The sequence below is a fragment of the Neisseria sp. P0007.S010 genome, from assembly GCF_051962875.1.
In the GTDB taxonomy this organism is placed as follows: Bacteria; Pseudomonadota; Gammaproteobacteria; order Burkholderiales; family Neisseriaceae; genus Neisseria; species Neisseria subflava_A.
Genome location: NZ_JBQCUX010000004.1, coordinates 83,450 through 108,329 on the forward strand (window position 1 = coordinate 83,450; position 24,880 = coordinate 108,329).

The following is a 24,880-nucleotide window of genomic DNA, read 5'->3' on the forward strand; positions in this document are numbered from 1 at the left end:
AGACGGCCTTTTGTTTTATTCCGGATCATCCGTAAACGCATTTTCCCGAAATATCGGTACAAATGTGAAAAGATATAGTACGAATACAGTGGCGGTCAGAATCGCAGGAACGGTGATGAAAAATATCGGGTTCACGTTCATCAAGAAAGCGCGCGAGATGGCGGCCATAAAGAGTAGGGGGACGGCAAAGCGGCAGAGCTTGGGGTAGTCGAGTTTGGTAAAGCCGCTGTGCCACAGTCCGGCGGTCAGCCACACCATCATCACGCCGCCCATTATGCCGCCGAGGGTAATCAGGTGTAATGGGGCGGAGGAGGGCAGGTTTTGCAGTTTTGCCACGCCTGCCCACAGATAGCCTGCAGCGGCAAAGAGTTGGAGCAGGTAATAAGTGCGGACGTAGTGTTTGCGTAGGAGTTCGTGATGGTGAAGTTCACGCAGTTTGGCGAGCAAGATAAAGCCGACGGTGAGCGCGGTAAAACCGGCGGTTTGAGCAGGCAGCCAAAGTTCGGCGGCGGCGTGCAAGAGCAGGAAAGTAATGGCGATGTTTTTATAGACGACGTTGGGGATGAATACGGGGTCTTTCAGACGGCATTCTTTAAGGGCTTCCGCGCCCAAAAGAATGCTGACGCGGACGGATACAAACATGACCGCCGCTATGTTCAGATGTACTTGCGCGCGCAGTAAGTTCAAATCGCCGCTGACAGCATAGGCCGTCTGAAAAATGGTAAACGCGGCAAGCAGCACTAGTAGGGCAAAGTTGTCCGTGTTGCGGTCAAGCCAAATCAGCCAGGCGCAGAACAGCAGCAACACCAGCCAATAGGCAGCGACGAAAAACGAGGCAGTTTGCGGCGAAAAGGGCAGTATGGCAGATGCGGCGAGCAGTAATGCCGCCATCAAAGTAGCGACAGGTTTCAGACGACCTTTATAACCCGTCCATTCGAGCATGGCTGCAGTCAGGAAGCCGCCGTATGCCGCAGGCAGCATGAGTTCTAAGAAGATTTGGCGGTGCAAAATGACAGCACCGGGGCTGATGAAAAACACCAACGCGCCGAGTATGGCAAGCACCGCCGCACCGACGAAAAACGGCCGCATGGGGTGGGTGAAAAACTTATTCATGGTTTGGCTTGATTCTGCATGAAGATGCTTTCGGATATAGATTTATTGGGAGGACAGGGTTGTATCTTGTATTGAAGAAGCAAACCTTCGGCTTGCTTGCCCTCTCCCTAGCCCTCTCCCACGGGGAGAGGGAATTGGGCTGTCGAGCCTGAACATTTTCAGGTTTACCTGCCATCTAATTCCCAATCCTGCACTCTTTGATTTTCAGCAACTTGATTCCCTCTACCCGTGGGAGAGGGTTAGGGAGAGGGCAACGAACCGCAAGGTTTGTCAGATACTCAAATACCCGTATCATTCATATTATTGATATTATTGTTCGAATTGTATTATTTTCAATAATAATAAATAACCCTAAACCAATATAAATAACAGCCATTATCCAACGACTAAACTTCTCTATAATTTCACCAACACCTGAAATATTAGCCAATCTTTGTGCTGTATATACTAAAACAAAAATCAATATTAAAAATACAAGAAGAGTAACTAATAAGTCGACAAGATCTAAAGTCACAAAGTAAGGAACAAAAAGTCCAATATTATCTGCACCACAACTAGCAACTGTAACCAAAGCAACAATACCGACTAATTTTGACAACCCTTTTTCATCCAATTCTTTTTTAGCTCTTTTTTCGCCCTCACAATCGTCGTAAATAGCAACTTTAATACCTAAGTAAATCGGTATTAAACCTAATAAACCCAACACCCATTTTTCCGGAACATAATTCAAAACAAAAGCTAGAAATAAACTAACTAATATTAAAATTACAGAACCTAAATATTGTCCGATATAAATATCTCGATATTCTTTTCTAGTATTTGCTCTAGCAAAAAATATTAATAGTATTACCAACAAATCTACTGCTGTAGCAATATATAAAACAGCAGCAGTAATCACAGTCGAAAACATAAAGCACCTCATAATGAATCCCCTGCCTCCTTGGCACCACGGCTTTTTCAAAAACCGAATCGCGTTCGGATAACAGATTCGTATCTTTCGCTAAAGAGGCAAGCCTGCGGCTTGCTTACCCTCTCCCTAACCCTCTCCCCGTGGGAGAGGGTTAGGGAGAGGGCAACGAACCGCAAAGTTCATCAGACACTCAGATTCCCTCATCACTCATAATAATGAATCCCCTGAAACTCCCTTGCCACCACGGCTTCTTCAAAAGCCGAATCGCGTTCGGATAGCGGCGTGGGCAGGGTTATCACGTTTTGCACGTTCATGCCCTTAGCGGAAAGCAGCATGATTTCATGGCTCAGGCGCGCGGCTTCGAATCGGTCGTGCGTTACCAGCATACACGCCATGCCCTGCCGCTCGATTTTTTCCACCAGCATGGCAACCAAAATATCGCGTAAATCGCGGTCCAAACCGACAAACGGCTCGTCCAGCAAAGCAAGGTCGCAACCACACAGCAGCAGGCGCAAAAATGCTACCCGTTTCGCCATGCCGCCGGACAATTCGGTCGGATATTTGTTCAAATCGCCCGCAGTCAGCCCGACTTTCGCCGCCAGCGCGATGATTTCGCCTTCATCGGGTTTGTCCATAAAAATAGCGATATTCTGCATCGCGGTCAAGTTTCCCGGCAGGCGGTTTTCCTGAAACAGAAAACCCGTTTTGCGGAAAGTATTGCGTATCGTGCCCGATTTTGGCGTTTCCAAGCCCGCAATCAGCCGCAAAACCGTCGTCTTGCCGCAGCCGCTCGGCCCGAACAAGGCTTTCACTTCACCATGTTGCAAGTTCAAACTGAAATCGCGCACGATGGGGTCGCGGAGAATTTCAAAACGCACGTTTTCAAGACAGAGCATCATCTTCTCCACGGCATAAACAAAATTTCCAAAGGCTTGGTAATTAGGTATTCAAACAGCGATACAAACACGATAACCAACACCACATAAGCCATCACCGTCGAAGTCTCCAGCATCGCCCTCGCGTCCGCAATCCGCGCGCCCACGCCTTCGCTCGCGCCCAAGAGTTCCGCCATAATCACCACCTTCACCCCCATCGCCACCGCCACGCCGATGCTGGAAATCACATAGCCCGTCAGGTGCGGGATATACAGATAGCGGATTTTTTTCAGACGGCCTAATTTATAAGCGTCAAACAATTCCTCATGCTGCTTGTTCACGCTCGCCATCCCGACCGCCGCACTCGCAAACGTCAGCGGCGCAACCAACACAATGATGGTAAACAACACACTCGGATTGCCGAAACCAAACCAAAACAGAGCCATTACCACCCAAATAATCGGCGGCATTGCCAACAAAATCGTAATCACAGGCTTGAGCAACGCCATCGCCGTCTTAAAACTGCCCGCCACCAGTCCCGCCGCCAATCCCGCCACCAGCGCAACCGAAATGCCCACCACCGACCGCCACAGCGAAATCCCGATTTCGTTTTCCTGAAAATGTTTCAATAAATCCAATGACTTTTGAAACACCTCCACTGGCGCAGGCAGCATAAATTCGCCGAACACGGCACTGCCCCACGCCCACAACGCCACCACCACCATCGCCACGCTCAGACCGGCAAAGCCGCTCCAAAGGTAGTCGATAATGTAAAACACCGCAGGCTGCGGTTTGCGGATTTTGTCGGTTTTAATCATGGTTTGGGTGTTGGTTTGTATTTTGAAATCAGCAGGTTGGGTATGTGGATGCTTTAATCCAATTTTCAGATTATTAGTGTTATTTTCAGGTAGTCAACAGTAACTACGGTGTACTGCAAATTGTATTGAGTTTTGCAATGGCGTTATAGTTATGGAAACGTGCATAAACACTGCATTTGTTGCTGTCTTTCAAATTAAATAAAGAGTCATACCAATAAGCAATTAATGCACGTCTGACCCCATCTTTTTTTAAAAAATCTAGCGCGATATCAAAGGTACCATTTAAAAAAATGGAAATCGCTCTCGGTAAAACTGTTTTGTAATAACTCTTTTCAATATATCCATGTTGTTCAATCCAAGAAATTGTTTCTGGAAAATCTAAAATTAATTTATCTAACAATATCATATGGGTGCTTTGTGTATTCTTTCTATTTAAGGTACTAAAAGCTACCTCATGAGACCCGATATTCAACGTAAAATATCTGCCGCCATTTGTTGACGGGAAAAGTGAAAATGTCCATACCCCTTGGTATTCCAACCAGTGTACCAATCCAGACAATATGAATAAATTCTTTAGATAAGAACATAAATATTCATCTTGAAACATCCTATCTACTTTGGGTTTGTGAATAATCAGGTTTTCATCCAAATCATTCAAAGCATCAGATGCTTCTTTAACGCTTAAATAAAAAAGCTCCTTTTGGTTAGCCTGATTTGTATTTAGACAGCTTCTAAATCGATAATGTAAATAATGTTCTACTTTCCGCCAATTATTTACTTGTCTAAAATCTGCCAGTTCCCATTTTCCTAATTTTTTATAAGGTTCAGTTTGGTTGATTTCTTTAATACGCTTAATCGGTGGATAATTACTACCTCCAATTTTTACACTATCACAATTTTTAGAAGTCAAAATATAGACATATCCTATAGATTCAGTATCAAACATAATTTAAAGTACGCTTCTTCAAAATATATTTCTTTTATATTCATAATAGCAAATTGGGTTATGACCAAACATCTTAATTATATCCGTTTGATGTTGTTAGTTTTGAAGCACCAAACTTTGGTGGGCGGGGATGCCCACCCTGAGGTTTTTAAGCCAAGAAGAACCCGTTATCCGGCAGCTTGCCGCCCAAGAGTTTCGGGTTGAACTGCATCAGGATTTCGTAAAACTTCAAAATCTCGTTCTTCACTTCGCTGCCTTTGGTTACCGTCAGCCGCGCGCCGTCCAAGCCTATGACTAGGGCGGGTTCGGGGGCGGGGAGGTAGTTTTTGCCGATTTTCGCCGCGCTTTGGCGGTTGGCGAGTATCCAGTTGAGCGCGTTTTTCAAATCCTGATGGAAGATGTCGAACTGCGCTTTATGTGCGTGGAAATATTCCTCGTTGGCGATGATGCCTGCCATCGGAATCAGCGGTTTGGTGTCAAACGCCTGTCCCCATGCTTTCACCAAGTCAAATCCACGCACGACGTTTACGCCCATGGTTTTGCCTTTAAGTAGGCTGGCGGTTGCCATCGGTTCGGGCAGGATGGCGGCGTGGTAGTCCTTGCTTAAAAACAGTCCGACTGCTTCGGGCGGCGTGGCGGTGTAAGTGATGCCGACTTTGTGTGCGTCGATTTTCAGTTTTTTCAGTAAGGCTTGCAGCACGATGTCGGGCATATCGTTTTTAAACGGCACGAGGATTTTTTTGCCGACCAAATCCTGCGGCGAGGCAATCGCGCTGCCTTTGCACATCAGCTGCGTGATGCCGTTGGTCAAAATATTGACCATGCCGACTTTCTGCCCTTGGTTACGTAGGTTTACGCCGACATTGCTCGGGCTCATCATGACTTTAAATTGTCCGCTTGCTACACCTGCGCGCAGCTGGTCGGGCGATCGCCAGATTTTCAGCGATACATCTGCCTGTTTCGCCAGTTTGCCTTGCAACGCTGCTACGGCAATGGTAACGCTGGGCATTGCCGGCGCGCCGTACACGGTAAATTGTTCTTTACCTGCTGCCAACAATGAAGGCGAAACGCCTGCGGCTGCCAGCGCAGCGGTCATTTTTAAGAAATCACGTCTTTTCATATCCATTTTTTATCTCCTAATTCTTAATAAGCCAGTGTAGGCATTCTTTCAGACGGCCTGATTTTAAAACGCCGCATGCAAACTCAACCAATATGTCCTGCCCGGTGCATACACTACGCTGGGCGACAGGGCGAGGACGTGGTCGCCGCTGATGTGTTCGGCGTATTTTTTGTTGAACACGTTGTTCACGCCCAAGCGTAAGCCGTATTTGTCTTTGATGTTTACGCCTGCGTACACGTCGGCAACGGTAAAGACTTTGGCGGCTTCGCGTTTGTCTATGCCCAGACCGCTTGCCGCGTCAAAATCGCCGCGCGTTTGTTTGGCGACAAAGCGTGTTGCGGCGCCGATGTTGTAGCTGCCGTGGGCAAAGTAGTTTTTGTAGTCGGCTTGGACGGCGGCTTCAAACGGACGGATTTGATAGAGCGGCCTGCCGTCGGTTTCATTGTGTCCGTAGTTGTAGGTGGCTTTAATGCCTGCCGCCCAATGCGGATTGAAGTTGTAACGCGCGTAGGCCTGCGCGGTAAACAATCGCGCGTCCACGTTGCGTGTGATAATGCCACCGCCTTTGGAAGCCGTGCCGCTTTGTCCGTGAGCGCGGTCAAAAATAATCAGGTCTTTGACTTTGTCTGCCACAAGTGTGCCGCCCATGTTCCAGCCTGCACCTGCCAACGAGTTCATGTAGCCGTTGTAGTAGTCGTTGCGGCTGTCGGCGGTGAGCTTGATGCGGTTGTGTTTTTCGGTTTTCAGCAGGGGGTTGCCTGCGATGGCGGCGGCTGGGTTTTGGTTCATCAGCGCGCCGTTCATGCGGTTTTGCACGATGGCGGCAAGCGAGTTGAAGCGTTCGGTGTTGTCGCCGATTCGTTCTAAGTGAGCAAGGGAGACGCTGTATTTTTGCGTTTCAGACGGCGTGAAATCGTATTTGAGTTCGCCTGAGAAGGCATGACGGCGAACTTTGCCGTTGAAGTCGTAGCCGTAATGGGTTTTCCAGATTTGTTGTGATGAGGCGAAGGCAAGGTTGCGGTTCATCGGATGGGCGGGTTGCGCCGTATTTTTGCGTACATCCGCTTCGTTGATTTCGTAGCTTAAGCCCAAGCCTAGTTTGTGTTGGTCGTCAAACTTGTAAGATAGGGTATCGGCAATGCGCCAGCGGTCGAGGTGTACATCGGCGAAACGGTAGCCGTTGAGGAAATCGCGCATGGCGGTGTGGGCGTTGCGCTCGCCGTTTTGGCTGTCGTTGCGGTAGCTGACGGCGGCAGTGTTGTGGAATTTGCCGAAGTCTGCATCATGTTTGAGCGAGAAGTCGTACACTTTTCGGTCAAGCTCTACGAACACTTGCTGCGGCGTGTTGTTTGGGCGCAGGGAGTAATTGTCGGCATGGCGTTTGAGTTTGATGACGCCTGCTTCAGCACTGACCGTATTGCTCAAATCAGCATTGCCCCAACGCGCGTTGAGTTTGGCGATGTGGCGTTCGGTGTCCAATGCGTCGTTGACGAACTGCGGTTGGCGGTCGTTGTCGATGTCGTCGTGTAGGTAGGTGAGGCGGTATTCCTGATTTTCAGACGGCACGAAACCGAGTACCAAAGCTTGATTGAAACGGCTGTATTTCCAATCGGTCTGATTGCCGTCGCCGTCTTTATAGTCGTTGGCCTTGGTGTGATTGAGGTTGGCCACGCCGTACACCTTTGCCCCACGCGCTTGCGCGGTAACGGAGTTGTAAAAGCTTTTGCCGTAAAAGCCGCTGTTCGCTTTCAGCGGACGGAAGGCTTGGTCTATGTTTTCGGTAACAAAGTAATGATCGCTGCGGTCGGTGCGGTCGAATTGGTTTTCGGGGAAATAGCCTTGTGCGGCGGTCGGTGCAATCGGTTTGGGAGGGGAGAAGGTTTTGACAGGCTGGATTTCATCAGGGTCTGCCAAGGTTTCGGCAAAACCGTTTGCAGCGGCAAAACTGCTCATTAACAGGTAAACCAAATGTTTTCGTTTCATCTCTATCTCCTGATAATCATTTTTATTTATTATGCTCTTAGAGAGAAGCAAAGTAAAGAAACGATAAAGTGTCTGAAGCCGACAAAACTTTATTGTCGGTAAGGAAAGCTTTAGCCTTGAACACAAGCCGATACGGACTGAAAACTTTTAGAAGAGGGGAGTGTTGGCGAGGTTTGTATTTGGGTTTTATTTTGCGTTTGTGTTTTCCGTTTATAAGGCAGATAGGCCGTCTGAAAAAATATCTCTCTTTTCAGACGGCCTATTGCTGGTTATAATAATTTTACGAATCATTATTATTTCTATTTAAATGTAGGAGAAACGCATGAGTACCCGTACCGAACACGACACCATGGGCAATGTCGAAGTCCCGTCCGAAGCCTATTGGGGCGCGCAGACCCAGCGCAGCCGCAACAATTTCAAAATCGGCGGCGAAACCCTGCCGCAGCCGTTGATTTATGCTTTGGCGCTGGTGAAAAAAGCCGCAGCCGCCACCAATGTTTCCCTCGGCAGGATTAAGCCTGAACAGGCGGATTTGATTACTCAGGCGGCGGACGACGTGTTGAACGGCAAGCTCGACGGGCAGTTCCCATTGGTAGTGTGGCAGACCGGTTCCGGTACGCAGTCCAATATGAACATGAACGAAGTGCTGGCGAACCGCGCCAACGAAATCGCTGGTACGGGTTTGGCAGCGTACCAGCCCGTCCATCCCAATGACCATGTGAACCACGCGCAATCGACCAACGACGCGTTCCCGACCGCCATCCACGTTGCCGCCGCGATTGAAATCAACCGCCACCTTATTCCGGCGGTAAAAGCCCTGCGCGATACATTGGACAAAAAAGCCAAAGAATTCGCCCCTATCGTCAAAATCGGCCGCACCCATTTGCAGGACGCGACGCCGCTGACTTTGGGACAAGAATTTTCCGGCTACGTTTCCCAGCTCGATCACGGTTTAGGCCGTCTGAATGATGCGCTTAAAGACTTGTATGAACTCGCTTTGGGCGGCACGGCGGTCGGCACGGGCTTAAACAGCCATCCCGAATACGCCGAAAAAGCCGCCGCCAAACTCGCCGAACTGTCCGGCCTGCCATTTGTCAGCGCGCCGAACAAATTTGAAGCCTTGGGCGGACGCGATGCCGCCGTTGCCGCTTCGGGCGCATTGAAAACGCTGGCGGCAAGCCTGAACAAAATCGCCAACGACATCCGTTGGCTGGCAAGCGGCCCGCGCTGCGGTTTGGGCGAAATCAAAATCCCCGAAAACGAGCCGGGTTCGTCCATCATGCCGGGCAAAGTCAACCCGACCCAATGCGAAGCGATGACCATGGTGTGCTGCCAAGTGTTCGGCAACGACGTTACCATCGGCATGGCGGGCGCGTCAGGTAATTTCGAGCTGAATGTCTATATGCCCGTTATCGCCTACAACCTATTGCAATCCATCCGCCTGCTGGGCGATGCGTGCAACAGCTTTAATGAAAACTGCGCCGTCGGCATCGAACCCGTGCCGGAAAAAATTGACTATTTCCTGCACCATTCCCTGATGCTGGTTACTGCGTTAAACCGTAAAATCGGCTACGAAAACGCCGCCAAAGTTGCCAAAACCGCCTACAAAAACGACAAATCGCTGCGCGAAACCGCCATCGAATTGGGCTTGTTGACAGGCGAAGAGTTTGACGAATTGGTTGTTCCTGCCGATATGGTTCATCCGCGTTAAGCTTTAATAATGAAACATGCCGTCTGAAAATGTTTTCAGACGGCATGTTTTTATGCTGTGCTTGTTTTTTCCTCGAATAGGGTAAAAATCATTGGCGTCAGATTGACGACCATTAGAAACATTATTGAGCTCAAAAATGTACGCCAGGCGTAATGCCACGCCTCCTTTCTGTCTGCTTGGGGGAGGAGCGATGCAGTATAGCGGTTGTGTAGGGTTTTTGCGGTGTCATTGTTTTCCAAATAGTCCAACGAAAGTACCAATAATTTGCCCGTGTCTTTGTGTTGCAAGAATTTGGCATGTTCAACCCAGATTCCTGGCTTGGCGTGTTCGCATAAAGATTCAATGCCGACGCAAGAGGCTAAGCTGTTTTGGTTGTTTTGCAAAATCGACAGCTCGTTTTTTTCGGCCTGCATGGCTGCGGGGGAGGTTTGATGAAGGTATACGCTCATGCCGTTGCTCTCTATTGCTTGAAAATCATGGAGCTGGCTGAATCCGCCATTTTCCCAGGCAACGAATACGGCATAGCATCCGCAGCATAAGCAGATCATGATCAATTTTAAGACAATGTTTTTCATCCTTGCTCCTTTAGTATGAAGATGGCGGCAAAGTCAGGAGGCGTGTTTTCTCGTTTGAAGGTAAGTTTAGGTTTATCTGTTTTTATTGTGCGGTTGAGTGTAACACAGGTAATCAAAAGGCCGTCTGAAAATTTTCAGACGGCCTTTTATTATGTGTTTAGATGGGTTTAAGCCAATAATTCACGCCAGCGTTTCACTTGGAAACGGACTTGTTCAGGCGCAGTGCCGCCCAAGTGGTTACGCGCGTTTAAGCTGCCTTCGGGTGTCAGCACGCTGTACACGTCGTCGGTAATCAAACCGCTGAAACCTTGCAAGACTTCAAGCGGCAATTCGCTCAAATCAACGCCAGCTTCATCGGCATGGCGCACGGCTTGGGCAACAACTTCGTGGCTGTCGCGGAAAGGCATGCCTTTTTTCACCAAGTAATCCGCCAAGTCGGTAGCCGTTGCAAAACCCTGCATTACGGCGGCGCGCATATTGTCGGGTTTGACGGTCACGCCGCGCATCATGTCGGCGTAAATGCGCAGGGTGTCGATAAGCGTGTCGGCAGTGTCAAACAAAGGCTCTTTGTCTTCCTGATTGTCTTTGTTATATGCCAAAGGTTGCGATTTCATCAGGGTAACCAGGCCGATCAGGTGGCCAATCACGCGACCGGATTTACCGCGCACGAGTTCGGGTACGTCGGGATTTTTCTTTTGCGGCATGATGGACGAGCCGGTGCAGAAACGGTCGGCAATGTCGATAAAGCCGAAACGCGGGCTCATCCACAAAATCAATTCTTCGGAAAGGCGGCTCAGGTGAACCATAATCAGAGACGCGGCAGCCGTGAACTCAATGGCAAAATCGCGGTCAGATACGGCATCGAGCGAGTTTTGGCAGATTTGTTCAAAGCCCAACAGCTCGGCAGTAATTTCGCGTTGAATCGGGTAGGTGGTACCGGCCAGTGCTGCTGCGCCGAGCGGCATACGATTGACGCGTTTGCGGCAGTCGGCCATGCGCTCGAAATCGCGGCCGAGCATTTCAACGTAGGCGAGCATGTGATGCCCGAAGCTGACCGGCTGGGCAACTTGCAGGTGGGTAAAGCCGGGCATGACGGTTTCGGCATTTTGTTCCGCCAAATCAATCAAGGCCGTCTGAAGGTTTTGAATCAGGCTTTGAATAACGGTAATTTGATCGCGCAGCCACAGGCGGATGTCGGTAGCGACTTGGTCGTTGCGGCTGCGGCCGGTGTGCAGGCGTTTGCCGGCATCGCCGATTTTGTCGGTGAGGCGGCGTTCGATGTTCATGTGGACATCTTCCAAATCCAGCGACCAGGAAATCGTTCCTTCTTTGATTTCTGCTATAATCTCGGCCATGCCCTGACGGATGGCGGAGAGGTCGTCTTCGCTCAAAACGCCCGACTGTGTCAGCATTTGCGCGTGTGCCAGCGAGCCTTGGATGTCCCATTCTGCCAGTCGTTTGTCAAAATCAATCGAGCCGGTATATTTTTTGACCAGCTCGGAAACAGGTTCGTTAAAACGGCCTGACCAGGTTTTGTCCTTGCTCATATCAGCATCCTTAAAATATAAATAAAAAACAGGGTCTACGTCTTCAATATAGCAGACCCGTCTATACATTATGAAAGAAAACGGTTGAAATCATGTCTATTATACGTCAAATAAACCAGAATTTCGCAGTGCCGGATTTGCGCAATTCCGCAACTTTGGTGCGCCTGCTCATTGTTTTGTTAATCAGTTTGTTTATCTTTCCGTTGATGACGGTATCGGGTGTGCCTTATCCGGAACAGATTTTCCAACATTTTTCATGGGCTTGCCCCGTCATCCTTTTAATTTTACTCAAGGTCTATTTCTTACAGGCATTTGCGCCGTCCCTGCTTCGCTCGCAGTACAGCGTCGTGGTTTCCTACGTCTCCAACCTGCTGATTTTCTTGTTTGTCGATTTAGTGATTTTGAAGACAGAGCTTTGGCCGTTGATCCAACATTTCTTCTTGCTGACCTTTTTTTGTTTCAGTTTCATGTACATCGAAGCGGCCCGCCGCAACAGCCTCGCGCCTTCCATTTCCGAAGCCAGACTGAGCGCGTTAACGGCGCGTATCCGTCCACATTTCTTGTTTAACAGCCTGAATGCCGCCATCAGCTTAATCCGTCTGCGTCCGTATGATGCGGAAACTTTGCTGGAAAATCTGGCCAACCTGTTCCGCGCACAACTGCGCGATGGTAGTCAAAACAGCACCTTGGGGCAGGAGATTGAATGGGCGCAGGAATATATTGCCATCGAGCAAATCCGCATGGGACATATGCGCGTACAGGTCATGTGGCAACACCATGCGCCCGACGATGCGGAAACGCCGCATCTGCTGCTGCAACCGCTTTTGGAAAATGCCGTATTCCATGGCGTCGAATCTATCCACCGTCCAGGAATAATTACGGTATTAACAAAATTGGAAAAATCATCTATTTTCATCAGTATCGAAAATCCGTGCGGAACGGAACCTAACGAAAATACCAAGCCGCATAAAGGCAATTCTATGGCCTTGCGCAATCTGAAAGAGCGCCTGACTTTGATGTATGACACCGACGCGAAAATCAGAAGCATCCAATCAGACGGCCTGTTCCGTGTTGAAATCATCTTGCCGTACCGTAAAAAATCAGCCGAAGTTTCCCGTTTGTTTGGCTAAAACGCGTAGAAGAGAGCGGCTTGAGATAAATTGGACTATTAATACATTAAATAAAATAGTTTAAATTTATTACATTCAGTAACATAACTGTTCCCATTTTTTGAAAACTGGTCTATGATGCTTAAAAGGATTGTTCACAATCCTTAATTGCAAATCATTTGCAACTGCCCAGAAGAAAAAACAGAAAAAAGGAACAAAGAGATGTTAGAAGCCTATCGTAAAGCCGCCGCCGAGCGCGCCGCCCTTGGTATTCCCGCCCTTCCTCTGACTGCTCAGCAGACTGCTGATTTGGTTGAGCTGCTGAAAAATCCACCTGCCGGTGAAGGTGAATTCTTGGTTGAGCTGTTGGCTTACCGCGTACCACCCGGTGTGGACGATGCCGCCAAAGTTAAAGCCTCATTTTTGGCAGCTGTTGCCGAAGGCAGCGCATCCAGTCCGCTGATTTCCCCTGAGTATGCTACCGAGCTGTTGGGTACCATGCTTGGCGGTTACAACATTCATGCACTCATCGAACTCTTGGACAATGACAAACTTGCACCTATCGCTGCAAATGGTCTGAAACATACTCTGTTGATGTTTGACTCTTTCCACGATGTTCAAGAAAAAGCCGAAAAAGGCAATAAATACGCGCAAGAAGTATTGCAATCTTGGGCAGATGCCGAATGGTTCACTTCTCGTGCCAAAGTTCCAGAAAAAATCACTGTTACCGTATTCAAAGTCGACGGTGAAACCAATACAGACGACCTCTCTCCTGCACCTGACGCATGGAGCCGTCCTGATATCCCTCTGCACGCGCTGGCGATGTTGAAAAACCCGCGCGACGGCATCAATCCTGACAAACCGGGCGAAGTCGGTCCGATTAAATTATTGGAAGAACTCAAAGCCAAAGGCCATCCGGTTGCTTACGTTGGCGACGTGGTCGGTACCGGTTCTTCACGTAAATCTGCTACCAACTCTGTGATTTGGCATACAGGCGAAGATATTCCGTTCGTACCGAACAAACGTTTCGGCGGCGTATGCCTGGGTGGCAAAATTGCTCCTATCTTCTTCAATACTCAAGAAGACTCCGGCGCACTGCCGATTGAAGTCGATGTTTCCGCGCTGAAAATGGGCGATGTCGTCGATATCCTGCCTTATGAAGGCAAGATCGTGAAAAATGGCGAAACCGTTGCCGAATTCAGCCTGAAATCACAAGTATTGCTGGATGAAGTACAAGCCGGTGGTCGTATCAACCTAATTATCGGTCGCGGTCTGACTGCCAAAGCGCGCGAAGCACTGAAATTGCCTGCTTCTACCGAGTTCCGTCTGCCTCAAGCACCAGCTGAAAGCAAAGCCGGTTTCACCTTGGCGCAAAAAATGGTTGGTCGTGCCTGCGGTTTGCCGGAAGGTAAAGGCGTGCGTCCGGGTACTTACTGCGAACCACGCATGACTACTGTCGGCTCGCAAGATACTACCGGCCCTATGACTCGCGACGAATTGAAAGACCTGGCTTGCTTGGGCTTCTCAGCAGATATGGTGATGCAGTCTTTCTGTCACACCGCCGCTTATCCAAAACCTGTCGATGTGAGAACCCATAAAGAATTGCCCGCCTTCATTTCTACCCGTGGCGGCGTATCCCTGCGTCCGGGCGACGGCGTGATTCACTCATGGCTCAACCGTCTGTTGTTGCCTGATACAGTCGGTACCGGCGGCGACAGCCACACCCGTTTCCCTATCGGTATTTCTTTCCCTGCCGGCTCCGGCTTGGTTGCTTTCGCAGCAGCTACTGGTGTAATGCCGCTCGATATGCCTGAGTCTGTATTGGTACGCTTCAGCGGCAAACTGCAACCGGGCGTTACCCTGCGCGATTTGGTGAACGCCATTCCGCTGTACGCGATTAAACAAGGCCTGCTTACTGTTGCCAAAGCCGGTAAGAAAAACATCTTCTCCGGCCGCATCCTCGAAATCGAAGGCCTGCCTGATTTGAAAGTAGAACAAGCCTTTGAATTGACTGACGCGTCTGCTGAACGCTCCGCTGCAGGCTGTACTGTGAAGCTCAACAAAGAGCCGATTATCGAGTACATGAAATCCAACATTGTGTTGATGAAAAACATGATTGCCAACGGCTATCAAGATTCGCGCACTTTGGAACGCCGTATCAAAGCCATGGAAGCATGGTTGGCAAATCCTGAATTGCTCGAAGCGGATAAAGATGCCGAATACGCTGCCGTGATTGAAATCAACATGGACGACATCAAAGAGCCGATTATTGCCTGCCCGAACGACCCAGACGACGTGTGCTTCATGTCTGAACGCTCCGGCACCAAAATCGACGAAGTGTTCATCGGTTCTTGTATGACCAACATCGGCCACTTCCGCGCCGCTTCCAAACTTTTGGAAGGTAAAACCGACATCCCGGTACGTCTATGGATGGCTCCTCCAACCAAAATGGATGCGAAAGAGTTGTCTGACGAAGGTCACTACGGCGTACTCGGCCGTGCAGGCGCGCGTATGGAAATGCCGGGTTGCTCATTGTGTATGGGTAACCAAGCACAAGTACACGAAGGCGCGACTGTAATGTCCACTTCTACCCGTAACTTCCCGAACCGCTTGGGTAAAAACACCTTTGTTTACCTCGGCTCAGCTGAGTTGGCGGCGATCTGCTCCAAACTGGGTAAAATCCCGACTGTTGAAGAATACCAAGCCAATATCGGTATCATCAACGAGCAGGGCGACCAAATCTACCGCTACATGAACTTCAACGAAATCGACAGCTACAACGAAGTAGCCGAAACCGTGAATGTTTAATATAGCAAGATAAACCGATTTTCAGACGGCCTTAAATAATAAAGGCCGTCTGAAACGGAAAAAAGGACGTGTTCATCACGTCCTTTTTATTTTTAGTTTAATAAAAGGCCGTCTGAAAGATGATTTTCAGACGGCCTTTACTTAGGATAAATAATCAGAAAACCGATTAATCAGCGTTGTTTACTTTACGCCAAAACCAGGTTGAAGCAGGGCGCAAGGCTGACGCTCGTGACGGCTGCGGCGTGTTCTGCCGGCAATTTTGCCGCAGACAATACCCGGATCGTTTTTCTCTTCTGCTTTTTTCGAGCTTTTGTCTGACTTGCTCGCGTATTCGTTGCGTTTGTTTCTATCATCGCGGCGAGAGCGGCTGTCGTTGTATTGAACCGGTTGCGCTTTGGCTTCATCTTGATTGTCGTTGCCCCACCAATGCGGCTCAAAGCCTTCGATGCGTTCCACATTCAAATCGCTGCCGATCAGCTCTTTAATGGATTCAAACATTTTCTGTTCGGTTTTATCCATCAAGGAAATGGCAACGCCGTCAGCACCGGCCCGGCCGGTACGTCCGATGCGGTGGACGTAGTCTTCAGGTTGGGTTGGCAACTCGTAGTTGATGACGAAAGGCAACTCAGCAATATCCAGGCCGCGCGCAGCAACATCGGTGGCAACCAAAACGCGTAATGTGCCTTCTTTAAAGGCATTGAGGGTTTCCAGTCGGCTTTGTTGGGATTTGTCGCCGTGGATGGATTGGGCGGCAATGTTGCGGCGGACGAGGTCGCGGGTAACTTGATCGACGCTTTGTTTGGTTTTGCAGAATACAATGACTTGATTCATATGCAAATCAACAATCAGACGTTCGAGCAGGTTGCGCTTTTTGAGTGCATCAACGGCAATGATGTGTTGCTCGACATTGGCGTTGGTGGTGTTTTGCGCAGCCACTTCAACCATTTCGGGCGTGTGCATAAAATCTTGCGCAAGCTTGCGGATAGGCGGTGAGAAAGTGGCGGAGAAAAGCAGGGTTTGTCGCTGTTTGGGCAACATCTGCATGATTTTACGGATATCGTCGATGAAACCCATATCAAGCATACGGTCGGCTTCGTCGAGTACGACGATTTCAACTTTGTTTAAATTGATGTTTTTTTGTTTAACGTGGTCGAGCAGTCGGCCAACCGTAGCGACGACGATTTCGCAACCGGCGCGCAAGTCGGCAGTTTGTTTGTCCATATTGACGCCGCCGAAGAGGACGGTATGGCGCAAAGGAAGATTTTTAATGTATGCCTGCACGTTTTGGTCAATTTGATCGGCCAATTCGCGGGTCGGGGTCAATACCAACATGCGGACAGGGTGCATGGCAGGGGAGGTGCTGGATGTGGCGTAGCGTTTCAGGCGTTCGAGACTGGGCAGCATAAAGGCGGCGGTTTTACCTGTGCCGGTTTGTGCTGCGGCCAAAAGGTCGTGTCCTGCCAATGCTTTAGGAATCGCTGCGGCTTGGATAGGCGTCGGGTTTTCATAACCCTGATCGGTCAGGGCAGAGACTAATTCGCTGCCTAAACCGAGTGAAGAGAAAGGATTCATGATGGTGGCTTTCTGTTCAGACGGCCTTTTGAATAATGAGGCCGTCTGAAAAATCTGATTCTGAAATGGATAAACCGCAGTATGATGTTGATTCTGCGGTTTGAAAAAAGGGGTACGGAACTATCCGGTAAGTAGTCCATTATGCCATAAAAAGAGGGACTCCCCAAATGATGGTTGCGATTAGCAACAGCCACGTTTTGATATTTTTACAGTGAAAAAACAGAAAAAATGACTAGTCTGCAAGATTTTGAGTTTATTGGGGATTAAGCATTTGTCTTAACTTCAATAGAATTAATTTATCAAAAACTTACAGGTTGAAATGAAACTAAATTGCACTCATGTACTCAATATTGAGGTGCAGAGCTTGTTTTGTAGCCTGTATCTCCCGTTTAACGGTAAACCATAAAATCAAAATTTAGGAATATACAATTATGAAAACTTTATTAATCGCTCTTGCAACCGGTAGCCTGATGTTGGCAGCTTGTTCTTCTTCCAAACCTGAAGAAGCGGCAGTGCCACGCATCACTGTTGAAGAAGCAATGACTCAATGCCAACAAGCATCTGGTGAAAATGCTGACCGCGCTGTATTTGATGCTTGCATGAAAGGCAAAGGCTATCAACGTACAGCTGAATCAGTTGCTTCCGATCCTGCTGCGAGCCTGTAGCTGATTCTGAAACTGCTGTTCCTGCTAAAAAAGCTGTTAAAAAAGCAAAAAAATAAGTTTCATAAAATTCAAGGAAGTCACCATCATCAATACTCCGGATGAAGGCAGACTTAGAGCAACTTGAAAACAAAGGCCGTCTGAATATGTTTCAGACGGCCTTTGTTTTTTCATGTATAAGGCCATTATTCAAAGATATGCTTTTGGTTTTATTAAAAAATAAAAAAGACGTGTAACGGTTACACGTCTTTTTTAGAGAATGATCCTTATTGCTTATATTCGCTGCCGTCTTCACGGAAAAGTTTTGGCTGATCGCCTTTTTCCACGACCTCTTTATTGATGACGACTTTTGCTACGCCTTTCAAATCTGGCAGGGCGTACATGGTGTCCAAGAGGCAACGTTCGACGATAGAACGCAGACCGCGCGCACCGGTTTTACGTTCCATCGCCAGTTTGGCGATGCTGCGCAAAGCATCTTCTTCAAACTCAAGGCCGACATCTTCCATTGCAAACAAGGTTTGATATTGTTTGACCAAGGCGTTTTTCGGTTCGGTCAAAATGTTGACCAAAGCATCTTCGTCCAATTCTGCCAATGTGGCAATCACGGGTAGACGGCCGATAAGCTCGGGAATCAGACCGAATTTAATCAAGTCTTCAGGCTCGACTGTTTCAAACAGGGCTGAAATATCGGCGTTTTCATCTTTGCTGTGTACCGCTGCACCAAAGCCGATACCGCCTCTTTCAGTACGTTGTCGGATGACTTTTTCCAAGCCGGCAAATGCGCCGCCGCAGATAAAGAGGATGTTGGTGGTATCAACGTTGATGAATTCTTGGTTTGGATGTTTGCGTCCGCCTTGAGGGGGAACGCTGGCTACCGTGCCTTCAATCAGTTTCAGTAAGGCTTGTTGCACGCCTTCGCCGGATACGTCGCGTGTGATGGACGGATTGTCGCTTTTGCGTGAAATTTTATCGATTTCATCGATATAAACGATGCCGCGCTGGGCTTTTTCAACGTCAAAATCACATTTGCCCAAAAGTTTGGTGATGATTTGTTCGACGTCTTCACCGACATAACCGGCTTCGGTCAAAGTTGTGGCATCCGCCATGACAAAAGGTACATCCAGTTTGCGCGCCAAAGATTGCGCCAACAGGGTTTTACCTGAGCCGGTAGGGCCGATGAGCAGGATATTGGATTTGGACAACTCGACTTTGCCCTCCGCTTTCGGGTGGCGCAGGCGTTTGTAGTGGTTGTAAACCGATACTGCCAACGCTTTTTTTGCGTGTTCCTGACCGATAACGTGGTCGTTGAGGTTGGCAACGATTTCGGCCGGGGTAGGCAGTTTTTTCTCGGCGTTTTCTTCTTTCGCTTTGACAAGCTCGTTTTCAATTTCGCCGAACTCGTTGTCTTGCAGCATTATGCCGCAAGTTTCTACACATTCGTTGCAGATGAAGGCGTGTTCGCCTTCGATCAGGTTTTTAACGTCGTTTTCGGACTTCCCGCAGAATGAACAGGTGCGTTTTTCTTCAGACATAATAATTTCTTCGTATGGTTGTATGGAGGCTGTGTTGTAAAGGGGGAACAGATATTTCGGGCGTATTGCCGGATTGAGGGAATGCCTCTGACAAAGGAGCCTAAGTATAATGACTATCTTGTGTTTTTTCAAATCAGAGCAGGCATTGCGCCGTATCGTCTAAGAAACAGATACGGACGTTGGATTTGAATATCTCGCAAACAAACGCAAAGTTTTCTCAACTCGCTTTACAATTGTTGAAAAATTTAACAGAATGTTGAATTAAATGTATTTTTTTGAATTGGCAGATATGAAAATCTATAAAACTTTAGGAATGGTATGGACAGGTGTGGCATTGGCCTTTGCTTCTGCGCCTGCCGTTGCCAATGATATGGATGTATTGGGACAATTTTTGGAGCAAAATTTCCCAGTGCAAAATGACCCGCTGGAAGCTTTTGCATTGAGTCATGCCGACCAAGTCGAAGCTCAAGCCGCTTTGGCAGGTCCTCTGCTGTCTTCGCAATCTGCTCTGATTTTCAATAATAAAACCGGTGAAGTGCTGTATCAGAAAAACCCTGATCGTGTCATGCCGATTGCCTCTATTTCCAAATTGATGAGCGCGATGGTGGTGTTGGATGCACATCTGGATATGAACGAGCCGATTACGATTACCGAGGCTGAAATCGACCGTTTGAAAGGTACGGGCAGCCGTTTGAGCATCGGCACAACGCTGACACGCGGCGAACTGTTGCACCTGAGCCTGATGAGCAGTGAAAACCGTGCTACTCATGCATTGGGCCGTACGTATCCGGGCGGTATGAGCGCATTTGTTGCGGCTATGAATGCCAAAGCGCAAAGCCTGGGTATGACCAGCAGTCGTTTCTATGAGCCTACCGGTTTGAATTTCCAAAACGTTTCCACTGCACGCGATTTGAACCGCATGGTTGCGGCAGCCAGTAAGTATCCGCTGATTCGCAAAAATTCGACTTCAAATTACGGCTCGGTTTGGACGGCAAATGGTCGTCAAAACTACAAAAACTCCAATGCCTTGGTGCGTGAGGGCAGCTGGAATATCGAATTGCAGAAAACCGGCTATATTCGTGAAGCAGGACGTTCTATGGTGGTTAAGGCCAATGTACAGAATCAGCCGATTACCATTGTATTGCTCAACTCTCCGTCTTCCACAACCCGCGTGAACGATGCGCGTAAGATTGAGTCTTGGATGCTGCAGCGCCGTTCTTAAATATTACGCTTAAAGGCCGTCTGAAACCGTTCAGACGGCCTTTTGTGTAAAGGGTATTAAATTTGGGTACAATGTCGTTACATTAATTTTAAAACACAGAGAGAAAACATGTTGAAAAAATGGAATAAAAAATATTGGGCCGGCATGGGTGTGATTTTGGCGTTGACCGGCTGTACTTCTGTAGCGGATATGGTTGGCTACGATACTGCGACTTTGAATGAAGATGCTGCCAAAAGTTACTCACAAGTCATTCAAAACGCGCGTGGTCAAAAAGCTTTGGATGTTTCATCTCCAACTGCTCAACGCGTTCAACGCGTGTTTGCACGTCTGCGTCCTCATGCTGAGCGCGCCAACAAAACCGGCGTGCCTTTCAACTGGCAGATGAACGTTATCCGCAGTGATGAAATGAACGCATGGGCAATGCCAGGCGGTAAAATGGCCGTGTACACCGGTATAGTAGAGAAATTGAAGCTGACTGATGATGAAATTGCCGCCGTTGTCGGCCATGAAATGACCCATGCTCTGTTGGAACACAGTAAAAAAGCCTTGGGCGGACAAGTATTGACCGGCTTGGGCGGTTCGATTTTGGCCAGCTCAACCGGTGTGGATGGTGATTTGGTCGGCTTGGGTGCAGATTTGTTGGCAACCAAACCGTTCTCACGCCATCAGGAAAGCGAAGCGGATGCCGGCGGTGTGCGTTTGATGGCTGAAGCAGGCTACAACCCTGAGGCTGCGGTAAGCGTGTGGGAAAAAATGAACAAAGTACAGGGCGGCAGCTCATTGTCTATTTTGTCGACCCACCCGACCAATCAGGCGCGTATCAATGCAATCCGTAAAATGTTGCCTGAAGTAATGCCGATTTATCAGAAAAACAAGCGTTAATTCGATGTATTGATGATTTTGCCGGTTTGAACAGATGATTCAAACCGGCAAAGTTTTATGGTTTCAGCCTGACAGTTTGGCAAATTTATCCCAATTTGCCTGAACGTAGGCTGCCGCAGTTTCCAAGTCTTCGTCGGCAACGTCATAATAATCGCCGTCAAGCTCTTCAAAATCGGGAAAAGCTTTGCGGATTTCGTCGAAATCCTTTTGCTCGTCTGCCATTTTTTCAATGGCTTCGCCGTGTTTTTCGTACAAGGCTTTGGCTTTGTCTAAGATTTTCGGTATCGGTTTGATGCGCCAGCGGCGCAGGCTGTCGGCAACCGGGTTGCCAAAGATGTATTCTCCGTATCCTGAAGCGATAAGCTGTACGAAGCCGCCTTCTTGAACTTGGCTGTCGAGGTAGCAAAGGGCGGTCAATGTATGCTGTTCGTCGTTGAGGCCGGACATTTCCTCGTCGCCTGCCTGTTCGGTGTGGTCCAAATAGGCTGCGCTGAGTGTATAAAGAAATGAGGCGGAATCGGAAGTATCGAAATCTTGAAGGCGGAGCAGGGTAGTCATCATCATCAAAGGCCGTCTGAAAAAAGTGATTATATAATGTTTTCAGTCTGAACCTAGCAGCCGTTTTGCTTTACAATATCGGAAGATAAGAAAACATAGTGAGGAACCAAACCATGAGTACACAGTCTGAAAAAAACGTTGTAGTCATCAAACCGCAGGATTTGCCGCTGCATTGCTCCGGCCCTAATCATGAAACATGGAACGGCCATCCGCGCGTGTTCTTGCCGATTCAGTCCAATAGTGAGATTGAATGCCCGTATTGCGGCACTTATTACCGTCTTGATGGCGAGATTCCGCATCATCATTACTAATCTATGTCTATGTCGAACAAAATCATCTGCGCTTTGTGCGTGAGTTTGTGCGCCGCGTGCGGCTCGTATAAGGCCGTGCGCCCTGACGCGCCGTTACCGGTCATTGCACAGGCGCAGACGTATTCTGTCCGTTATCAATCCGCACAAGGTCGGACGATTACTGCAATTTATATCAACAGCCACAGCCCGATGATGGTTGAGCTGCGTGAAGGCAATACGGTTGAGAAACTGGTGCAAGTCCGCTTGCGGAGTCAGGGCGTCGAGTACGCCAATCCAAGCTCGCGTTGGCAGATTGGCGACGGGTTTGCCGTACTGATTCGCGGCGGAAAAGAAGTTGTATTTAAAGAGATTGTGGAATAGGGCGGTTTAGCCTTTAGTCAAATATTTGATTAAAGGTTTGGGCAAACCATAATCCGCCAAATGTTCCAATGATACCCAAAGGCCGTCTGAAAGATGTTCAGACGGCCTTTGTTGCGTCTGAAAAGGGGTAATCATCAATAAACGGTGGGTTAGGCGGTGGGTAAACGTGGTTTGTTCTTCAAGGCCGTCTGAAATAATGCCGAAGCGTTCGGCGTAAGCATACAAATCGTCTAATTTTTCAAAACAGGGTACGCAATACAGACCGCCCCAAATGCCTTTGGCAGGGCGTTTTTCAAGCAATAATGCGCCGTCAGTGTTATGGATAATCAGCCAGTAAAGCGGTAGGGTTTGCACTTCGGGAGCAGTTTTTTTGCGGGGAAGCTCGTCAATGCGGTTTTGTTTTTTTGCTTCGCAGATGTCTGCCATAGGGCATTGATGACACAAAGGTTTTGTCCGTTTGCAGACGGTTGCGCCTAAATCCATCAGCCCTTGTGTATAGGCAGGCATATCGGCGTTTTCAGACGGCAGCAGGCTTTCGGCAAGTGTCCAAAGCGAATTTTCAAATTTTTTATCTTGCGGATTGCCGTCTTGGGCAAAGACACGGCAGAGAACGCGTTTGACGTTGCCGTCCAAGATGGTTTCTCGTCGGTTGAAAGCAAAGGCAGAAATGGCGGCAGCGGTACTTCTGCCTACGCCGCAGAGCGACTCCAAGTCCTTGCGTTCGGATGGAAAGATACCGCCGAATTGTCCGATGACTTGTTGCGCGGCTTTGTGCAGGTTGCGTGCGCGGCTGTAATAGCCCAAGCCTGCCCACAAGGATAAAACCTCGTCTTGCGGCGCAGCGGCAAGCGATTGCACGGTTGGGAATTTGGCTAAGAAACGCGGATAGTAGTCCAATACGGTAGCAACCTGTGTTTGTTGGAGCATGATTTCTGAAAGCCAGACGGAATAAGGGTCTTTGACCTGCCAAGGCAAGTTGTGACGGCCATGCAGCCGTTGCCAATCGATGAGTCGTCGCGCGAAGGATGTGGGTGTGTTCATTAATATTTACTTTTTAATTATTCATTTTTAAAACATAGTGTTACACTATAACATACGAAATAATAGTCAGGATTGACTTATCTGGTGGAGGGGTATATAAATATAGTTAACGTGGATTTACGCTGTATTGTTAAAGTTTATTAACCGATCAAGGAGATTCACATGAAAGCAATGGTTTATCATGGCGCAAACGACATCCGTTTCGAAGAAAAACCTCGTCCTCAAATTATCGATCCGACCGATGCAGTCGTCAAAATCGTTAAAACCACGATTTGCGGTACTGACTTGGGTATTTGGAAGGGTAAAAACCCTGAAGTTGCCGACGGTCGTATTCTCGGTCATGAGGGCATCGGTATTGTAGAAGAAGTCGGCGACGCTGTAAAAAACATCAAAGTTGGTGATAAAGTCATTATTTCATGTGTCAGCAAATGCTGTACTTGCGACAACTGTAAAATCCAACTTTATTCACACTGCCGCAACGGCGGTTGGATCTTGGGCTATATGATCGACGGTACGCAAGCCGAATACGTCCGTACGCCTTATGCCGACAACAGCTTGGTTCCGCTGCCTGACAACGTCAACGAAGAAGTTGCCCTGCTGTTGAGCGATGCCTTGCCTACCGCCCACGAAATCGGCGTGCAATATGGCGATGTGAAACCTGGCGATACCGTATTCATCGCCGGTGCCGGCCCTGTCGGTATGTCTGCGTTGCTGACTGCGCAACTGTATAGCCCTGCCGCCATCATCGTTTGCGATATGGATGAAAACCGCTTGAAACTGGCGAAAGAATTGGGCGCGACCCATACCATCAACCCTGCTTCCGGTGATGTGAGCAAGCAAGTTACCGCTATCGTCGGCGAAGACGGCGTAGATTGCGCCATTGAAGCGGTCGGTATCCCTGCGACTTGGAATATGTGTCAAGACATCGTGAAACCCGGCGGTCATATCGCAGTGGTCGGTGTACATGGTCAATCCGTTGATTTCAAACTGGAAAAACTGTGGATTAAAAACCTTGCCATTACTACCGGCCTGGTTAACGCCAATACCACCGAAATGCTGATGAAAGCCATTTCCAGCAGCTCAGTAGATTACACCAAAATGATGACCCACCATTTCAAATTCAGCGAATTGGAAAAAGCTTACGATGTATTCAAACACGCTGCTGAAAACCAAGCCATGAAAGTAGTTTTGGAAGCGGATTGATTTGAAAATCGCTTAATATGCC

Annotated in this window: 22 protein-coding genes; 9 read left to right on the top strand and 13 right to left on the bottom strand. The window is 48.5% G+C overall.

All coding sequences use genetic code 11. The annotated features are described in order from the left end of the window. Positions 1-15 precede the first annotated feature (15 nt). From ACTHR7_RS04150 to ACTHR7_RS04180, 7 genes are all read right to left on the bottom strand, one after another. Positions 16-1,113, bottom strand: a complete 1,098-nt coding sequence (locus tag ACTHR7_RS04150; protein ID WP_440370370.1) for an NnrS family protein — start codon at positions 1,111-1,113, stop codon at positions 16-18. 295 nt (positions 1,114-1,408) lie between these two features. After that, positions 1,409-2,023, bottom strand: coding sequence for a CadD family cadmium resistance transporter (locus ACTHR7_RS04155; protein WP_167435446.1), 615 nt, complete (start codon positions 2,021-2,023; stop codon positions 1,409-1,411). 203 nt (positions 2,024-2,226) lie between these two features. Then, positions 2,227-2,919 carry an ATP-binding cassette domain-containing protein gene (locus ACTHR7_RS04160; RefSeq protein WP_440370403.1) on the bottom strand — a complete coding sequence of 231 codons (693 nt, stop codon included), beginning with the start codon at positions 2,917-2,919 and terminating at the stop codon, positions 2,227-2,229. Beyond that, positions 2,919-3,716 (bottom strand): ABC transporter permease, encoded by a 798-nt coding sequence (locus ACTHR7_RS04165; RefSeq protein WP_049230919.1) that lies wholly within the window; start codon positions 3,714-3,716, stop codon positions 2,919-2,921. The genes ACTHR7_RS04160 and ACTHR7_RS04165 overlap by 1 nt, the downstream gene beginning before the upstream one ends. Positions 3,717-3,819: 103 nt before the next feature. Then, positions 3,820-4,662 carry a GIY-YIG nuclease family protein gene (locus ACTHR7_RS04170; RefSeq protein ID WP_440370371.1) on the bottom strand — a complete coding sequence of 281 codons (843 nt, stop codon included), beginning with the start codon at positions 4,660-4,662 and terminating at the stop codon, positions 3,820-3,822. Positions 4,663-4,810: 148 nt separating this feature from the next. Beyond that, positions 4,811-5,788, bottom strand: coding sequence for an ABC transporter substrate-binding protein (locus ACTHR7_RS04175; protein WP_440370372.1), 978 nt, complete (start codon positions 5,786-5,788; stop codon positions 4,811-4,813). Positions 5,789-5,845: 57 nt separating this feature from the next. Then, positions 5,846-7,765, bottom strand: coding sequence for a TonB-dependent receptor (locus ACTHR7_RS04180; RefSeq protein ID WP_440370373.1), 1,920 nt, complete (start codon positions 7,763-7,765; stop codon positions 5,846-5,848). Between the two features lie 322 nt (positions 7,766-8,087). Here ACTHR7_RS04180 and fumC point away from each other — a divergent pair, with 322 nt between their 5' ends. Next, the gene (gene fumC / locus ACTHR7_RS04185; RefSeq protein ID WP_004519360.1) at positions 8,088-9,476 is read left to right on the top strand and encodes a class II fumarate hydratase; all 1,389 of its coding nucleotides are present in this window, start codon (positions 8,088-8,090) and stop codon (positions 9,474-9,476) included. 50 nt (positions 9,477-9,526) lie between these two features. On the opposite strand, the gene ACTHR7_RS04190 is transcribed toward fumC, so the two are convergent. Beyond that, entirely contained in the window at positions 9,527-10,051 is a 525-nt protein-coding gene (locus tag ACTHR7_RS04190) for a hypothetical protein (protein WP_293208230.1), read from the bottom strand. 167 nt (positions 10,052-10,218) lie between these two features. Continuing rightward, positions 10,219-11,598: an argininosuccinate lyase gene (gene argH / locus ACTHR7_RS04195; protein WP_070645543.1), complete on the bottom strand. Its 1,380-nt coding sequence runs from the start codon at positions 11,596-11,598 to the stop codon at positions 10,219-10,221. 92 nt (positions 11,599-11,690) lie between these two features. Between argH and ACTHR7_RS04200 the strand changes: the two genes are divergently transcribed. Together ACTHR7_RS04200 and acnB are read left to right on the top strand one after the other, a co-directional pair. Next, the gene (locus ACTHR7_RS04200) at positions 11,691-12,728 is read left to right on the top strand and encodes a sensor histidine kinase (protein WP_070645545.1); all 1,038 of its coding nucleotides are present in this window, start codon (positions 11,691-11,693) and stop codon (positions 12,726-12,728) included. 201 nt (positions 12,729-12,929) lie between these two features. Continuing rightward, positions 12,930-15,515 carry a bifunctional aconitate hydratase 2/2-methylisocitrate dehydratase gene (acnB, locus tag ACTHR7_RS04205; RefSeq protein ID WP_440370374.1) on the top strand — a complete coding sequence of 862 codons (2,586 nt, stop codon included), beginning with the start codon at positions 12,930-12,932 and terminating at the stop codon, positions 15,513-15,515. A gap of 180 nt (positions 15,516-15,695) precedes the next feature. On the opposite strand, the gene ACTHR7_RS04210 is transcribed toward acnB, so the two are convergent. After that, positions 15,696-17,090, bottom strand: coding sequence for a DEAD/DEAH box helicase (locus ACTHR7_RS04210; protein WP_107867750.1), 1,395 nt, complete (start codon positions 17,088-17,090; stop codon positions 15,696-15,698). A 428-nt stretch (positions 17,091-17,518) separates the two neighbouring features. Here ACTHR7_RS04210 and ACTHR7_RS04215 point away from each other — a divergent pair, with 428 nt between their 5' ends. After that, positions 17,519-17,752 carry a hypothetical protein gene (locus tag ACTHR7_RS04215; protein ID WP_070713154.1) on the top strand — a complete coding sequence of 78 codons (234 nt, stop codon included), beginning with the start codon at positions 17,519-17,521 and terminating at the stop codon, positions 17,750-17,752. Positions 17,753-18,015: 263 nt separating this feature from the next. Here the strand turns inward: ACTHR7_RS04215 and clpX are convergent, their stop codons facing one another. Next, a complete protein-coding gene (gene clpX, locus ACTHR7_RS04220) occupies positions 18,016-19,281 on the bottom strand; it encodes an ATP-dependent Clp protease ATP-binding subunit ClpX (protein ID WP_440370375.1) in 1,266 nt (421 codons plus the stop codon). Positions 19,282-19,594: 313 nt separating this feature from the next. Here clpX and ACTHR7_RS04225 point away from each other — a divergent pair, with 313 nt between their 5' ends. Beyond that, positions 19,595-20,503: a serine hydrolase gene (locus tag ACTHR7_RS04225; RefSeq protein WP_371459479.1), complete on the top strand. Its 909-nt coding sequence runs from the start codon at positions 19,595-19,597 to the stop codon at positions 20,501-20,503. A 108-nt stretch (positions 20,504-20,611) separates the two neighbouring features. Beyond that, entirely contained in the window at positions 20,612-21,385 is a 774-nt protein-coding gene (locus ACTHR7_RS04230; protein ID WP_003745777.1) for a M48 family metallopeptidase, read from the top strand. 63 nt (positions 21,386-21,448) lie between these two features. Here ACTHR7_RS04230 and ACTHR7_RS04235 read toward each other — a convergent pair whose 3' ends face one another. Next, the gene (locus ACTHR7_RS04235; protein WP_036493773.1) at positions 21,449-21,943 is read right to left on the bottom strand and encodes a DMP19 family protein; all 495 of its coding nucleotides are present in this window, start codon (positions 21,941-21,943) and stop codon (positions 21,449-21,451) included. 113 nt (positions 21,944-22,056) lie between these two features. Here ACTHR7_RS04235 and ACTHR7_RS04240 point away from each other — a divergent pair, with 113 nt between their 5' ends. Both ACTHR7_RS04240 and ACTHR7_RS04245 read left to right on the top strand, forming a co-directional pair. Then, positions 22,057-22,254, top strand: a complete 198-nt coding sequence (locus ACTHR7_RS04240; RefSeq protein WP_003745781.1) for a zinc-finger domain-containing protein — start codon at positions 22,057-22,059, stop codon at positions 22,252-22,254. Positions 22,255-22,257: 3 nt separating this feature from the next. After that, entirely contained in the window at positions 22,258-22,614 is a 357-nt protein-coding gene (locus tag ACTHR7_RS04245; protein WP_003745784.1) for a hypothetical protein, read from the top strand. Positions 22,615-22,620: 6 nt separating this feature from the next. Here the strand turns inward: ACTHR7_RS04245 and mutY are convergent, their stop codons facing one another. Further along, positions 22,621-23,655, bottom strand: coding sequence for an A/G-specific adenine glycosylase (gene mutY, locus ACTHR7_RS04250; protein ID WP_003745785.1), 1,035 nt, complete (start codon positions 23,653-23,655; stop codon positions 22,621-22,623). Between the two features lie 162 nt (positions 23,656-23,817). Between mutY and ACTHR7_RS04255 the strand changes: the two genes are divergently transcribed. Beyond that, positions 23,818-24,858: a zinc-dependent alcohol dehydrogenase family protein gene (locus ACTHR7_RS04255; protein WP_003745786.1), complete on the top strand. Its 1,041-nt coding sequence runs from the start codon at positions 23,818-23,820 to the stop codon at positions 24,856-24,858. The last annotated feature ends 22 nt before the right edge of the window (positions 24,859-24,880 follow it).

Bases quoted from the DNA above. Each gene is read 5' to 3' on its own strand.
- ACTHR7_RS04150 (WP_440370370.1), bottom strand. From the start codon at position 1,113: ATGAATAAGTTTTTCACCCACCCCATGCGGCCGTTTTTCGTCGGTGCG.
- ACTHR7_RS04190 (WP_293208230.1), bottom strand. From the start codon at position 10,051: ATGAAAAACATTGTCTTAAAATTGATCATGATCTGCTTATGCTGCGGA.
- ACTHR7_RS04230 (WP_003745777.1), top strand. From the start codon at position 20,612: ATGTTGAAAAAATGGAATAAAAAATATTGGGCCGGCATGGGTGTGATT.
- ACTHR7_RS04225 (WP_371459479.1), top strand. From the start codon at position 19,595: ATGGTATGGACAGGTGTGGCATTGGCCTTTGCTTCTGCGCCTGCCGTT.
- mutY (WP_003745785.1), bottom strand. From the start codon at position 23,655: ATGAACACACCCACATCCTTCGCGCGACGACTCATCGATTGGCAACGG.
- clpX (WP_440370375.1), bottom strand. From the start codon at position 19,281: ATGTCTGAAGAAAAACGCACCTGTTCATTCTGCGGGAAGTCCGAAAAC.
- ACTHR7_RS04235 (WP_036493773.1), bottom strand. From the start codon at position 21,943: ATGACTACCCTGCTCCGCCTTCAAGATTTCGATACTTCCGATTCCGCC.
- ACTHR7_RS04200 (WP_070645545.1), top strand. From the start codon at position 11,691: ATGTCTATTATACGTCAAATAAACCAGAATTTCGCAGTGCCGGATTTG.
- ACTHR7_RS04255 (WP_003745786.1), top strand. From the start codon at position 23,818: ATGAAAGCAATGGTTTATCATGGCGCAAACGACATCCGTTTCGAAGAA.
- ACTHR7_RS04160 (WP_440370403.1), bottom strand. From the start codon at position 2,919: ATGCTCTGTCTTGAAAACGTGCGTTTTGAAATTCTCCGCGACCCCATC.
- ACTHR7_RS04170 (WP_440370371.1), bottom strand. From the start codon at position 4,662: ATGTTTGATACTGAATCTATAGGATATGTCTATATTTTGACTTCTAAA.
- ACTHR7_RS04175 (WP_440370372.1), bottom strand. From the start codon at position 5,788: ATGGATATGAAAAGACGTGATTTCTTAAAAATGACCGCTGCGCTGGCA.
- acnB (WP_440370374.1), top strand. From the start codon at position 12,930: ATGTTAGAAGCCTATCGTAAAGCCGCCGCCGAGCGCGCCGCCCTTGGT.
- ACTHR7_RS04245 (WP_003745784.1), top strand. From the start codon at position 22,258: ATGTCTATGTCGAACAAAATCATCTGCGCTTTGTGCGTGAGTTTGTGC.
- ACTHR7_RS04215 (WP_070713154.1), top strand. From the start codon at position 17,519: ATGAAAACTTTATTAATCGCTCTTGCAACCGGTAGCCTGATGTTGGCA.
- ACTHR7_RS04240 (WP_003745781.1), top strand. From the start codon at position 22,057: ATGAGTACACAGTCTGAAAAAAACGTTGTAGTCATCAAACCGCAGGAT.
- ACTHR7_RS04180 (WP_440370373.1), bottom strand. From the start codon at position 7,765: ATGAAACGAAAACATTTGGTTTACCTGTTAATGAGCAGTTTTGCCGCT.
- ACTHR7_RS04155 (WP_167435446.1), bottom strand. From the start codon at position 2,023: ATGTTTTCGACTGTGATTACTGCTGCTGTTTTATATATTGCTACAGCA.
- fumC (WP_004519360.1), top strand. From the start codon at position 8,088: ATGAGTACCCGTACCGAACACGACACCATGGGCAATGTCGAAGTCCCG.
- ACTHR7_RS04165 (WP_049230919.1), bottom strand. From the start codon at position 3,716: ATGATTAAAACCGACAAAATCCGCAAACCGCAGCCTGCGGTGTTTTAC.
- argH (WP_070645543.1), bottom strand. From the start codon at position 11,598: ATGAGCAAGGACAAAACCTGGTCAGGCCGTTTTAACGAACCTGTTTCC.